Source organism: Mesotoga sp. B105.6.4 (genome assembly GCF_002896535.1).
GTDB lineage: Bacteria > Thermotogota > Thermotogae > Petrotogales > Kosmotogaceae > Mesotoga.
The window spans coordinates 1-13,075 of the sequence record NZ_JWIM01000036.1; the positions used below are offsets into that span (position 1 = coordinate 1).

Genomic DNA, 13,075 nt, shown 5'->3' on the forward strand with positions numbered 1-13,075 from the left:
CTATATTACCAGTACCCCTACCCACTGTCAAGTTACAGGTTCGTTTCCTTAGCCACTTCTTTGCGTGAATACATTGGGAGGAGTGCTGAAGATCAGATATAGTCGGAAAGCTCCGCTTCAATTTCCGTCAGTGTCTTGTTTTCAAGTATTGAAATTCTCATCGCGATCGGAGGATGTGTGCTCCACAAGGATGCGAAGAAGGAGGTCCTATTGTTTATCCTCCTCTTCAAAGGATCTGATATGAATAGATGAGCGGTCGCCACATTTGCTGTCTGGAGTTTCGCAGAACTCGTTGCGATCTTTCGGAGAGCTCTCGATAGTCCTGCGGGATTTCTAGTCAATTCGACGGCTCTCGCATCAGCAAAGTATTCTCTTGTTCTCGAGACAGCAAGCAACGAGAGTCTTCCAGTAAAGGAGAAGAGTGCGCCAAGCCCTGCAACTGCCGCAAGAAAAGCGATTATAGGCAGAGCAGAGTTGTCGTTCTTCTTTGAGGAGCGTTTTGACCTTGTAGCCGCTCCAATAGCGCCAAACCGCAGGTAAGTGATCAGTGCCCTAAAGGCAAGCAATTGAACAATCACAACCGCACCAAGAAGCGCAGAGATCAGCGTCATAAGGAGAACGTCCTTATTTAGTATGTGACTAAGTTCGTGGCCGATTACGCCGGAGGTCTCCTCACGATCGAGATTCTTCAAAAGTCCGCTAGTTACGCAAACGACGGAATCATCTTGTCTCCTTCCGGTAGCGAATGCATTGATAACCGAGTCATCATCAATCACAAATACATCCGGAGGTTTCCCCATTCCAGCTGCAATTGAGAGTTCATCTACGATGTTCTTGAGCTGTCGTTCCTCTGGATCGTTCATTTTGAGAGGGCGCGCTTTTACTGATTTCAAGACGATCTCTTTTCCTGAGGAGAGAGAAATAAGAATCTGTATTAGGGCAACGGAGAGGAAAATAAGAGTGAATATAGGTAGAATACCGAAGATCAAGTCTATTATCAGGCCGAATACAACCATCATGGCAAGAAAGACCATCACGAGAATGATGGTCTTTCTGACATTCTTCCTGCCTTCTTCGTAGAAATCTACTGTAAAAGACATAGCTCTCAGAAGGAAAGATCTACTTTGGGAGCTTCTTTTTCGGCCTCTGTCACTTCAAAGAGAGGAAACAATTCAAATTTACCCCCAAAGAAGCCAACAATGGCGTTATTCGGGAAGATCTCGATCTTTGTATTGAACTTGGTAGCAGAATCATTGTAGAACTGTCTTGCGTAAGAGATCTTGTTCTCGGTACTGGTCAATTCTTCCATCAGCTGTGATACATTTGTGTTTGCTTTCAGATCAGGGTAATTCTCGACTACTGCAAGCAGTCTACCGAGCGCGCCGCCAAGTTCTTGTTCTGCCTTGATCTTGTCTCCCACACCTTGAGCTGAAACAGCTTTTGCTCTCGCTTGCATTACTTTTTCCAGAGTTTCCTGTTCAAATTTCATGTAACCTTTCACAGAGCTAACAAGGTTCGGGATTAGATCATGTCTTCTCTTGAGCTGAACATCGATCTGCGACCATGCATTTTCGACCCTCTTTTTTAGGGTGACTAAATTGTTATATACCCCGATGAGCCATAGAGCTAAGACAACAATAATTCCAATTACAACGAAAAGGATGACCATTCAATCACCTCCAACTTATGGTAATTATACAGTATTATCTTTGTCAATCATCGCTGCTAGTGATCCGGTGTTCTGCACAACTCTGTAACTATGTGTAACGGGTATCATATCTTTGGTCGTTTCTCCCGATAGAACAAGGTAGGTGTCAACTCCCGCTCTCAGTCCGCACTCAATATCTGTGTAGAGCCTATCTCCAACCATAACCGTCTCTTCAGGTGAGCAACCGAAGTCTTTCATGACCATATTTAGTATCGTTGGATCCGGCTTTCCGACTATTTGATCAGGTTTACGACCCGTAGATGTCTCGAAGAGGCTAATAAGACTTCCAACATCCGGTACAGGGCCTTCTTCGGTAGGGCAGTTAATATCAGGATGACTTGCAATGTATGGAACACCTCTTCTTATGAAGAGAGCGGCCTTCCTGATCTTTTCGTAAGTAATCTCTGTGTCGTATGTCAGAACGAGAACATCAGGATTACTTTCATCGAGGACTATCCCCTTATCTAAAAACATCTTCCGGACTGAATGCGTTGACAACAGATACACCTTCTTGCCAGGAAAGCAGTTCTTGAGGAGACTTACAGTAGCCTCCCCGGATGTGTAGACCTCGAATAGTCTCCTTTCGATGCCCATTTTCACCAATTTTCTGATATATTCTTCAGGAGTACGTGATGAATTGTTGGTTAGAAACACGAGTCTTGAATTGTGTCTGTAGATGGCCCTGGCGAAATCCAGACTGCCTGGTAAAAGATGCTCGCCCAGGTAGAACGTTCCATCCATATCTGAAACGAAGAGTCTTTTGTGTCTGAGCATCTCTTCCTCCATTTTTCCAGCTGTTTTCATATGCAGAGTATAATACAAAGGGTGAGATGAAATGAAAAGGAAATTCGAAAGAAAGTACTTCTTTATCATATTCATGATAGTCAGCGGATTTTTTATGTTCATTGCCTTAGGAAATGGCTTCTGGAGGGAATCAGCTCCCTACAAGATCGATTCGGTTGAAATCAACGCCAGACTGAATGATCAGGGGGAGCTTCTCGTTGAAGAGCTTTCAGTTTACACGCTATCTCGCAACAACAGGACAGCGACTAAGAAACTCCATTTATCATATCCCTCGGTTCTCAACTCGTATTCTATTGAGGTTTCCCAGGGAACCGGTGTTGTCAGAGAGATATCGTCATCTCCCGGCGGCTTCGATGCAAGGATCTTTCTTGAACAAGAAGTCACCCAGTTTCTGATGACAACTGAATACAGTTTATCCGGTGTTGTCGAGATAGGAACGGATATCGCCGTGTTAAGCTATAGATTCTGGGAACCAAACTCAGATGCCATGACCAGAGACATCTCTCTTTCCATAGAGTTACCCGAGGCCATAATCTCTAGGATAACAAAGGACGATATCTCTGTCAGGCCCTATAAAGAAGCCAGGGTGGAGATAGAAGGAAACTCCGTGAAGCTTCGAATGAAATCTGTTCTTTCAAATGCATCGGGCGAAATCAAGATCTCGTTTCCAAAAAACATTGCCAGTACTATGCCAAACGCGGTGAGTACAACCGTAAGCAAAAGTTCGATTCGCAAGGAACACGAGATAGCCATGTTCCAGCAGGCTTTTCTTTCGGGTTTGATCGGGTTTCAGATAGCAGTGCCTTTTTTCGTCTTATTCTTCACGTTTATCCTTTTTGGAGTCGAGCCTCAGGTTAAGTCGGAAATTGGTTATAGAATCTACGATGTACCGGGCTATATTCTTAATGCAGTAATAAGGAATCCATTCCAGGAAGTGGATCACAACGGCTTCCTTGCAACGATTCTTGAGATGCACAACAGCGGAGAGATATTCATCGGTGAGAATTCTATATCCGTGAAGGCAACTCATAATGGAATCCCAACGCAGCAGCAATGGGCGCTTCAGACCATCAAGTCTCTAAAGAGAAATGAAGACGGTTCAATAGAGATTCCTGATGCTGAAAACAACAGCGTTTCGCTCAACGAATTCAGGGAACATTATAGTCTTTGGCAGAAGAATGCGATGCGCAGCGTGAAGTCAGGAAGATTCTATGAGTACCTCGGTTCTACGGTCATGTCGGTTTTTTCGATCTTCTACTTAATCATCTGGTCCATGATACTGAAGTTTGTCTTTGGAAACTGGCAGATATACCTCTCCTTTCCAGATGAATCTCTCGTGCTGTCAATAGTTCTCTATGCAGACTGGTGCCTGGGATGGCTTCTTCTAGTTGTCCCGAAGAGGATTTTCGCAAGATGGACGCCTTCAGGGAGACTGTTCTATATGGAATGGAAGAAGTCAGAGAAGGATCTTCTTTCAAAGCCCTCGCTTAACAACGATGATTTGTCAAAGCTTGTAGCTATGGGGCATCTGCAGAATCTGATTGCCAACAGACAGAAGGTTAACGAACAACAGCTTTCAGTACTCCGCCAACTGCAGAAACTCGAACTGCTTCTTGATAAAGCGAAATCCTGATAACTTCTCCCGAATGAATACATGTCTCCCTAAATCGAGCAGTTGACAATTGTAGCAGAAATATTCTATAATTTACTTACTAATACCCCTAGGGGGTAAATGGAGGTGTGGATTTCATGAGCGCAAAGGTAGTTGTATATTCTACTCCCGGATGTCCCTGGTGCAAGAGAGCAAAGGACTATTTCAGGGCAAACGGAATTGCTTTTAAAGACTATGATGTAAGCAAGGATAAAGCCAAAGCGGAAGAAATGGTCAAGAAGAGTGGGCAGATGGGTGTTCCGGTGATAACAATAGGAAGCCAGGTTATTGTAGGATTTGACAAGGGAAAGATAGACGGCCTTCTGGGTATCCATTAACTGAAGAAGCGATTTCATGGCGGGCATTAGCCCGCTTTGTTTTTTTGTCAACGGGGTGCTATTCTCTCAATATAGAGCAAAAAGCATATATGTACATTGCTGGAGGTGTTGAGTTGAAGAGGTACTTTGTTGCGCCTGGTAGGATTAATATCATTGGAGAGCATACTGATTACAACGAAGGGTTCGTAATGCCAGCCGCGATTGACAAATATGTTCTTCTGTCAATTGAGAAGAATGGTAACGGTCGGATTCACCTGAGCTCCATGGGAAGAGAACCGGTGTCATTCGAAGAAAGTGTTATTGAAAAGACAGGTGACTGGAGCGATTATCTAAAAGGAATAATCTGGATCTTGAAGAATAAGCTTGACGCCAAGTTCGGGGGAATGGATATTGATATTCGCTCCAGCCTTCCTGAAGGAGCAGGTCTCTCGAGCTCTGCCGCTTTAGAGGTTGCCTTGATAGTAGCACTGAACTCGGTTTTTGATCTGAAGCTCAGCGAAACTCAGTTGTACAATTATGCTCAGGAAGCAGAGAACGATTTTGTCGGAGTCAAGTGTGGAATTATGGATCAATTCACGGCGGTAATGGGACGTAGGAACAAGGCGATATTCCTTGATACTCTCAAGATGCAATATGAGTATGTCCCCCTGGAACTGGGCGACTATACGCTTCTTGTGTTCGATTCAAAGGTACATCATTCTCTTTCAAGAGGCGCGTATAATTCAAGAAGAGAGGAAGCACGAAAGGCTCTTGAGATTCTTGGCAGGAGTAGCTATCGCGAAGTTTCAATGGTTGATCTGTTTCCGAACAAAGGAAAAATGGGTGATCTCTATTATAGACGAGCTTTGCATGTTGTTTCAGAGAACATGAGGGTTCTGGAGTCAATGAAGATTCTATCAAACTCGAATTTTGAAAACCTTGGCAGGCTTCTCATACAATCTCATGAATCTCTGGCTCTTGACTATGAGGTTACTTGTGAAGAAACTGACTTCATTGTTGATACGCTTAGAGAGATGAAGGGCGTATCGGGTGCAAGAATGATTGGAGCCGGGTTCGGTGGATCGGTACTCGCCCTTTGTGAGAAAACCGAGGAGAAGAAGATAGTTGAAGTGGTGAAAACGAGATACAAAGAGAAGTTTGCGATAGATATCGATTGTTACGAAGTAAGGCCCTCGGATGGTGCAAGGGAAGTTGAAGCTTCTTTCTCTTTGTGAGAAAGAAAGTCTGACTTAAATGGACTTATCCCAGTTCTGTTGCTTTGAACGGTTTTGCGAAGGAGGATGATATGAACATTAGACTAGGCGTTGTAGGAGCGGGAATCGCCTCAAGGGAACTTCATCTTCCCGCTTTAATGGAGCTGAAAGATCTATTCACAATTACTGCTGTAAACAGCAGAACAAGAAAGAAGGCTGAGGAGTTCGCCGATCTCGTTGGAGGTAAAATCAAAGTCTTCGATTCTTATGAAGAGATTCTTTATTCCGATGATGTCGATGCGATTGTCCTTGCAGTGCCAATTGCCCTCAATCCCGAAATGATCGTAGCTGCGAGAACGGCGGAGAAACCAGTTATTTGTGAGAAACCTATTGCCGCGTCGGTGAAAGAAGGACTTTCTCTGTTGAATCTTCCGGGGAATTCACCTGTCTACATCGCAGAGAATTACAGACACATAGAAGTTTACACTAAGGCTTCCGAATTTGTGAGGGAAGGAAGGATCGGCAAACCAATCATATTCAGTTGGCTCAAATGGGTAGATTTCGGACTGGATAACAAGTATGTTCAGACTAAGTGGAGGCAAGCCCCGAAACATGTGGGGGGATTCATTTCTGACGGTGGCGTTCATGACATTGCGGCCTTGCGAAAAATCCTTGGGAATGTGAGAGAAGTTAGCGGATTTTCAGAGAAGAATCTCGATTATCTTGGTGCGGAGAACTCAGTGGTCTTCAATATGACACTGGGAGACGGAGTGATTGGGAACTACTCGGTTGTATATGGTGCTCCGGCCACTCTTAACAGACTCGAGATCGTTGGAACAGAAGGCCTGTTGCGTGTTGACAAGGATGAAGCGACAATCGAAATCGAGGCTCACGGTCGAGAGAAATTCTACGCAAATAACAGTGATGGATTCGTTGAGGAATTTACTGATTTCTACAGAGTCATTAAAGGTCAGAAGAATTCTCTCGGCTCTATTCGGGAGGCAATCCTTGATCTGGCGACCGTTGAGGCCGGATTGATTTCTGCAAATGAGAAACGAGTAGTGATTGTGGACTCATTGATAGTGGAGAGTTGATGGAAAGATGAGTGGCTTCAATACTAGAGCTATTCATAGTGGCGAAGAGCAAAAAGTTTGCGACGCCGTAACAACTCCTATTTTCCAGACTTCGAACTTCCTGGCAAATGACGACAAGTATCTCAGCGAAACCTCAGAGACCTTATATACAAGGGTCGGAAATCCGTCGATAGGAGTTTTAGAAAGGAAGCTGTCCGATCTTTTCGGAGGAAAAGGCGGAGTGTTCTTTTCATCGGGAATGGGCGCTATCACTACGGTATTTCTCACTTTTCTCAAGTCAGGGATGAACTTGGTGATTTCGAAAAACGTTTACGGAGGGACTCAGAGTCTTATCGCGGAACTACCCGGCATGGGAGTAGAGGTCAGGAGATTTGACCAGTCAAAGTTAGAAGACCTTGAGAATCTTGTCGACTACAATACCGCTATCGTGTATGTTGAGTCAATGGCAAATCCGAACCTGGTCTTATCGGAAATCGAAAACATATCAAAGATAACAAAGAAGAGCGGAGCGCTTTTGATAGTCGACAATACATTTCTGTCTCCCTACAATTTTAGGCCGCTTGAACATGGTGCCGACGTAGATATCCAGAGTCTGTCTAAGTATGTGAATGGCCATTCCGATGTCATTGCGGGCTTTGCCGCCTTCAGCGAAGGCGATTCTGAGAAGCTTGTTAGACAGAAAATGATTAAGTCGGGCACGAATGGAGCTCCATTTGATGCTTTTCTGGTCAGTCGTGGAGTGAAGACTCTTGGTCCCAGAATGGAACTGCATAATAAGAACGGGGAAAAAGTAGCGGTTTTTCTCTCGAAAAGTCCAAAAGTGCGTAGAGTCTCTTATCCTTCTTTGATGAACAGTAAACCTAGCTGCTTTGCAGATTGCAAAGGCTTTGGGGGAGTCGTGTATCTTGAGCTGGAGAATCTGGAAAAAGCGAAAAGATTCATAAGAAGCTGCAAGCTCTTTCTAGAAGCAACAAGTCTGGCCGGAGTCGAATCACTTGTCACGATACCTGTTCTCACCAGTCACTCTTCATTTACAGATGAACAGCTTAGTGAAGTGGGTCTATCCAAAGGAGGGGTAAGGCTTTCGGTGGGGATCGAGGATGTTGAAGATCTTCTGGAAGATCTAGGTGCAGCTCTTGAAGCAATCTAGGAGCAACCAAGAAAATGAATGATTCTGTTCTTTGTACCTGCCCCGAGAAAGAAAGGAACCCGGCGTCTGAAAGAGCAAGAAAAACCGACAACCAGAATTGGAGTCATAAACGTCTTTCCTCTCAGCATCAGTAGTGAAACCGCGATTCAACTTGTTTTCTTGTTGGCCTATAATAGACAACAAGGTTGTGAGGTGATTTGAAGTGTTGAAGATAAGAATCGCGGGAATAGAGGAGCTGTTCCTTAGCAGCGAGAGAGAGTTCAAGATAGAGAGAGAAAACCTTGTCCTTATCTATAGCTTTTCAAACCTTCCAGACTCATCGGGAGTTTTGCTCAGAGTCTCAATTCGCAACGAAGATCCCTCTCCTAAGAAAGTTGGCAAGATCGATCTAATCGAAATCCAGGATGTTAGTGAGCCCGTTTACTACAACAACTGGCAGTCATGGTTCCCATTCAAGGCTTACTGGGAGCGACCATTAGTGGATTCGTTTGTTCAGTACGCAGATTCTCAAGGAATAAGTCTCTTTGCCGCCTCCCCAATACCTGAGCTCCTCAGGAAAGGGCAAAGACCTAGCGATTACTTCATTGCCACCGACGAGCTCCTTGTAGGTTTTGTCTCGAATCAATTCACTCACCAGTATTTCCTATGGGACGATGAGACCTTGAGCATCATTGGTTCAGTGGATCTCTTCGGTACTGAACTTGCATCGGGCGAATCAATAGAACTCGAAGAGATGGTTATTCTTGGTAATAAAAGCCTCTGGACTATGCTTGAAAAGTATGCTGATCTCATAAAGCAGAGTAATGAGGTTGAGTTTAATGAGTTTGAAGGGATAGGTTGGTGTAGTTGGTACCATTACTTCACCGACATAACTTTCGATGAGTTGTCGAAGAATGTGAAGCTTCTTGCCGAAATTCGAGATCGCGAGAAAATCGATTACAGACTGGTTCAGCTTGACGATGGTTACGAAAAGGAAATAGGCGACTGGCTGACGACCAACTCCAAATTTCCGGACTTGAAAGAAATCGCTTCTGAAATTAGGGGAAAAGGCTTCAAAGCAGGACTGTGGATAGCCCCGTTTTCTGCTTCCGAATCCTCAAGGCTGTTCAACGAGCACAAAGAATGGTTTGTAAAGAACAGTGATGGCAATCCCAGAGTAGCATACAGAAATTGGAATAAGCAGATTTTCGCTCTTGACACGACTAATCCAGAAGTTCTACTTCACCTCGAAAGGCTTATAAAGACAATAAGGAGTTATGGCTTTGACTATTTGAAAATAGATTTTCTCTTCGCTGGTGCGATTCCTGGAGGGCGCTTCAACGAATTCTTAACACCGGTTGAGGCGTATAGAAGTGGAATGCAGACAATTAGAGCTGCTGCCGGAGATGATTGCTTCATTCTTGGCTGTGGAGCTCCTCTGCTTCCCTCAGTAGGTTATGTTGATGGTATGAGAATCGGGTCCGATACTGCGCCTGAGTGGAATGGGGAAACGATGGATATAGGAGTTCCGAGCGCAAGGTACAGCTTGAGAAATGCCTACACAAGGTCCTTCATGCACCGCAGGCTGTGGCTGAATGATCCCGATACGATTGTTTTGAGGAACTGCGGACTTACCGAAGAAGAGAAGCGAGTATTTGCATTATCTGTGGGTCTACTTGATGGAATGATGCTTACCAGTGATGACATGTCTCAGGTTGGCCGCGACGGGATTTCTTTGCTCATGGAAGCGATGCAGCTTAGGGGAGGAGAACCCAGGGTCTTCCTTGACGGCATGAACGGAGTCTTCGCAACCTGTACGAGAAATGCACCCGTCTATGACGTCACCTCTTTCGTGAATCTTAACGATACACCTCGGCACTCAATTAAGCTCAAGAAGATGTATCAGGATTGGTCAGGCGTAATTCCTTCCGTTATGGAAGTTGAACTACCTCCCCGAAGCATATGGATAGAAAAGCGAGAAGCACGAGAAGGTTTAGAATGAGCCGCCTGAATCAACTACCGACAATAAACTCGGTTATGGATGAATAGTTGACGGGACTTAGAACTCGATATCAAGAGTTGTCGGCAGAAGCCAGTTCACCGCTCTCGTTCCTAACAAGAATCCAAACTGTTATAGCAGGGATCTCTACTGTGTGCTGATCAATTACCAGTATTCTTCCGGAAAGATACTCAAAGAATTCGCCACTTGTCGAAGGACTGAAGGAGACGCTTTCTCTTGATGGATTAACTACCACAATTACTTCATCCTGATCGTTCCATCTTCTGTAAGAGAGAACGGGGCCACTGGTTGTCATGACTTCATATTCTCCGGTACGAAGAGATTCGTGAGATTCTCTAAGCACTGTTAGCTTCTTGTAGAATTCGTAGATTTCCCAGTTCCATCTCTCTTCGTCCCAGATCATGGGAGCTCTGTTCTCCGGATCCTTTCCCCCCTTCATTCCGATTTCGTCTCCGTAGTAAATTACAGGGCTGCCGATGAAAGTCATCTGAATTGCCACTGCTATCTTCAGAAGATCAACCTGATTGAAGGCAAGGGTAAGAATTCTCTCGGTGTCGTGGCTGTCCAGAATGTTCCAGAGAGAATGCAGAGTCTGAGGCGGATAAGCGTTGAGATACAGATTAGTCATAGCTGCGAACTTTGCAGCAGAGTTTCCCGCTCTGAAAACATACTCCACAACCGCATCCTTAAAGGGGTAGTTCATAACCGAATCAAAAGACTTGCCTCTAAGCAGTGCTCTGGCGTCTCCCCAAAATTCCGCGACAAGCAATTTTTCTTTGTCTAACCCCTTCACAAGTGGTCTGAAGAAATCACTCCAGAAAAGAGGGTCAACTTCCGTTGCAACATCGAGACGCCAGCCACCGATTCCTTCAAGATCGTACTTGCGTACAAGTTGTTCCACGTAAGCCTGCCAGCCTTCGTTGAGGCTGTTTATCTTAGGCATATATGCGTAGCCGTTCCATCCCACATATGTCATTGCCCTATCCTGGATCTTCCTTATTGGAAAGCGTTTGACAAAATACCAGTCCTTGTAGGGGGAAGTCTCCTCTCTTTCACGGAGATCTTTGAAGGCGAAGAAGTCGTAGCCGGTATGATTGAAGACTCCATCCAGAATCAATTTGATGCCAGAATCTTCTGCCAGTGAAATGAGCTCCTCGAAAACATAGTCGTCGCCGAAATTGTCATCTATCTTCAGGTAGTCTTCAGTATCGTACTTGTGACTCGAAGGGCTTTCAAAGATCGGGTTCAGGTATATCGCATTTACTCCCAGCTCAAGAATGTGATCGAAACGATCGATGATCCCTTTGAGGTCTCCTCCGAAAAAGCCATCGCCGCCGAGGTTGGCGAAAACAGGATCAGAATTCCACGGCTGAACTCCAACAGGATCGTTTCTGGGATCTCCATTTGCGAATCTCTCAGGAAAAATCTGATAATAAACGGCTCCCTTTGACCATTCCGGAAGATCAAAATACGTTATGGGAAGCCTATCTTTCTCGAAAATGAATGGAAGACGTAACTCCTGGCACAGTCCGAGAGAATCGAGGACCACTGAGTTGTCTCCATCCTCTATCTCGAAGTAATACTCCAAGTTTTCAACTTTTATCCTGTCTGTACGATAAAAGCTATCTTTGCCGAAGTCGCGTAGATACTCTAGATTGTAGCGAGTCCCATCGACAATGAGGCTGAGCTGATAAGTAGTTCCAATAGGAAGTGAAACGGCAAAGTAGAATTCATTTTCGTTTACCGGGTTGAAGTAATCTCTGTCGCCAACACTGTGTCTGGCAAAGTCTTGCAGGTCTCCAAGGTTTTCTACTCTTAACACTGATAGTTCTGCTCCATCTTTGTACGACTTGTCAGGATTCCTTTGGTCAAGAAAAGTCGCATCTTCTGTGGAATAGTAGTAATGATAGAGACCTGGCTCAATATTAACTTCTGCTGACCACCAATTGTTATCGAGTCGAGACATATTCAGTTCCAGTGAACTCTCAATGATCACTACTGAGGGTGTTGAATCTGCAGTAGTAAGAAAGGATACTCCTCTGGCAATTGTCATTGCCAAGATGAAAACCGTAGTAACGACGCTCTTCATTTTCATCATTTCGACCCCTCCTTGATTTTCCTCTTCGACAGAGCGTTGGCCCCCCATACTCCGAAGAGAATAAGAGCTACTCCAAACATCTGAATTGGTCCGAATCTTTCTCCCCTGAAAATCACGCCGGCGAGAAGAGATACAACTGTTGAAAGGTAGACAAAGACGGTTGAGCGCGATGCTTCAAGCTTGGAAAGCATGAAGTTGATCAGGAAGAATGCTCCGACCGACGATAATGTACCGAGGTAAAGCGCAGCAATGGCGACACCAGGCTGAGCAATTCCGCCGATATAGAACAAAAACTCTCCTCTTGACAAAGACAGTATAACTGCAATTACGGTGAAAGAGATGAAGCCCATCGTCATCATATGATATGTGATCTCCCATGAACTAAACCTGACAGAGGCTTTTCGCGAGAGAATGTTATAGAAGGCTGCCGAGATTGTGCTACCTATCAAAATGATCGGCCCCAGTGGACTGCTTCCTGAGGAAATCCCCTTTCCGGCGGTTATCAAAGTTATGCCAAATAGCGCAGTCACAACTGAGATTATCTGAGGAGCGGCAAGTCTCTCCTTAAGAAATATCCTGGCGAAAATCAGTACGAATATTGGAATTGTCGAAAGGAGTATTCCAGCTTCGGATGAAGTGGACAAAGAGACCCCAACATTTTCTAAGATGAAGTACATGACCGGTTGAACAAGGCTGAGAAGAAGAAGGTCTTTAAAAACTGCTCTGTAGGGTCTGATTCTGACGATACCAAACAATCTAAACAATGAAATAGTCAGAAAGGCAACAGAAAATCTGTACGAAAGAAAGTACATGGGATTTGTATATTCAAGTGCGTTCTTCGTAAATAGAAAGGAAAGACCAAAGATAACTGAAGAACCGATTCCTGCAAAATATGCCAAGAGCCTGTCTCTTTCTATCTCTGCCATAAAGCACCTCAACCAATAATAGCACTGCGACGAAGTAACCGGCAACCTTAGGGCCTTGTCGCCTTTGCATAGTCTATAATAGTAGTGATCTCCTTTTCAAGAAGGCGGTGTTGT

11 protein-coding genes are annotated in these 13,075 nt (G+C 44.7%); 6 read left to right on the forward strand and 5 right to left on the reverse strand.

Features of this window, described 5'->3' with window-relative positions; translation table 11 throughout:
• Window positions 1-92 precede the first annotated feature (92 nt).
• The 3 genes from RJ60_RS08315 to RJ60_RS08325 are packed head-to-tail and all read right to left on the reverse strand — an operon-like array spanning window position 93 to window position 2,482.
• Window positions 93-1,100, reverse strand: a complete 1,008-nt coding sequence (locus tag RJ60_RS08315) for a M48 family metallopeptidase (protein ID WP_103134451.1) — start codon at window positions 1,098-1,100, stop codon at window positions 93-95.
• Between the two features lie 5 nt (window positions 1,101-1,105).
• On the reverse strand, window positions 1,106-1,669 hold the full coding sequence (locus RJ60_RS08320; RefSeq protein WP_180979928.1) for a LemA family protein: 564 nt from the start codon (window positions 1,667-1,669) through the stop codon (window positions 1,106-1,108).
• Window positions 1,670-1,693: 24 nt separating this feature from the next.
• Window positions 1,694-2,482: an HAD-IIA family hydrolase gene (locus RJ60_RS08325; protein ID WP_103134452.1), complete on the reverse strand. Its 789-nt coding sequence runs from the start codon at window positions 2,480-2,482 to the stop codon at window positions 1,694-1,696.
• Window positions 2,483-2,543: 61 nt separating this feature from the next.
• Between RJ60_RS08325 and RJ60_RS08330 the strand changes: the two genes are divergently transcribed.
• The 6 genes from RJ60_RS08330 (at window position 2,544) to RJ60_RS08355 (ending at window position 9,919) form a co-directional block, all read left to right on the forward strand.
• A complete protein-coding gene (locus RJ60_RS08330; protein WP_103134453.1) occupies window positions 2,544-4,145 on the forward strand; it encodes a DUF2207 domain-containing protein in 1,602 nt (533 codons plus the stop codon).
• Window positions 4,146-4,261: 116 nt separating this feature from the next.
• Window positions 4,262-4,501 carry a glutaredoxin family protein gene (locus RJ60_RS08335; protein ID WP_103134454.1) on the forward strand — a complete coding sequence of 80 codons (240 nt, stop codon included), beginning with the start codon at window positions 4,262-4,264 and terminating at the stop codon, window positions 4,499-4,501.
• A 113-nt stretch (window positions 4,502-4,614) separates the two neighbouring features.
• Window positions 4,615-5,715, forward strand: a complete 1,101-nt coding sequence (galK, locus tag RJ60_RS08340) for a galactokinase (protein ID WP_103134455.1) — start codon at window positions 4,615-4,617, stop codon at window positions 5,713-5,715.
• Between the two features lie 71 nt (window positions 5,716-5,786).
• Window positions 5,787-6,788 (forward strand): Gfo/Idh/MocA family protein, encoded by a 1,002-nt coding sequence (locus RJ60_RS08345; protein ID WP_103134456.1) that lies wholly within the window; start codon window positions 5,787-5,789, stop codon window positions 6,786-6,788.
• A 7-nt stretch (window positions 6,789-6,795) separates the two neighbouring features.
• Window positions 6,796-7,938, forward strand: coding sequence for a PLP-dependent aspartate aminotransferase family protein (locus tag RJ60_RS08350; RefSeq protein ID WP_103134457.1), 1,143 nt, complete (start codon window positions 6,796-6,798; stop codon window positions 7,936-7,938).
• A 202-nt stretch (window positions 7,939-8,140) separates the two neighbouring features.
• The gene (locus RJ60_RS08355; RefSeq protein WP_103134458.1) at window positions 8,141-9,919 is read left to right on the forward strand and encodes a glycoside hydrolase family 36 protein; all 1,779 of its coding nucleotides are present in this window, start codon (window positions 8,141-8,143) and stop codon (window positions 9,917-9,919) included.
• A 70-nt stretch (window positions 9,920-9,989) separates the two neighbouring features.
• Here the strand turns inward: RJ60_RS08355 and RJ60_RS08360 are convergent, their stop codons facing one another.
• Window positions 9,990-12,035, reverse strand: a complete 2,046-nt coding sequence (locus RJ60_RS08360) for a glycoside hydrolase family 13 protein (RefSeq protein WP_099830915.1) — start codon at window positions 12,033-12,035, stop codon at window positions 9,990-9,992.
• Window positions 12,032-12,961: a DMT family transporter gene (locus RJ60_RS08365; RefSeq protein ID WP_099830916.1), complete on the reverse strand. Its 930-nt coding sequence runs from the start codon at window positions 12,959-12,961 to the stop codon at window positions 12,032-12,034. The genes RJ60_RS08360 and RJ60_RS08365 overlap by 4 nt, the downstream gene beginning before the upstream one ends.
• Window positions 12,962-13,075: the final 114 nt, after the last annotated feature.

Bases quoted from the DNA above. Each gene is read 5' to 3' on its own strand.
- RJ60_RS08315 (WP_103134451.1), bottom strand. From the start codon at position 1,100: ATGTCTTTTACAGTAGATTTCTACGAAGAAGGCAGGAAGAATGTCAGA.
- RJ60_RS08320 (WP_180979928.1), bottom strand. From the start codon at position 1,669: ATGGTCATCCTTTTCGTTGTAATTGGAATTATTGTTGTCTTAGCTCTA.
- RJ60_RS08325 (WP_103134452.1), bottom strand. From the start codon at position 2,482: ATGCTCAGACACAAAAGACTCTTCGTTTCAGATATGGATGGAACGTTC.
- RJ60_RS08330 (WP_103134453.1), top strand. From the start codon at position 2,544: ATGAAAAGGAAATTCGAAAGAAAGTACTTCTTTATCATATTCATGATA.
- RJ60_RS08335 (WP_103134454.1), top strand. From the start codon at position 4,262: ATGAGCGCAAAGGTAGTTGTATATTCTACTCCCGGATGTCCCTGGTGC.
- RJ60_RS08345 (WP_103134456.1), top strand. From the start codon at position 5,787: ATGAACATTAGACTAGGCGTTGTAGGAGCGGGAATCGCCTCAAGGGAA.
- RJ60_RS08350 (WP_103134457.1), top strand. From the start codon at position 6,796: ATGAGTGGCTTCAATACTAGAGCTATTCATAGTGGCGAAGAGCAAAAA.
- RJ60_RS08360 (WP_099830915.1), bottom strand. From the start codon at position 12,035: ATGATGAAAATGAAGAGCGTCGTTACTACGGTTTTCATCTTGGCAATG.
- RJ60_RS08365 (WP_099830916.1), bottom strand. From the start codon at position 12,961: ATGGCAGAGATAGAAAGAGACAGGCTCTTGGCATATTTTGCAGGAATC.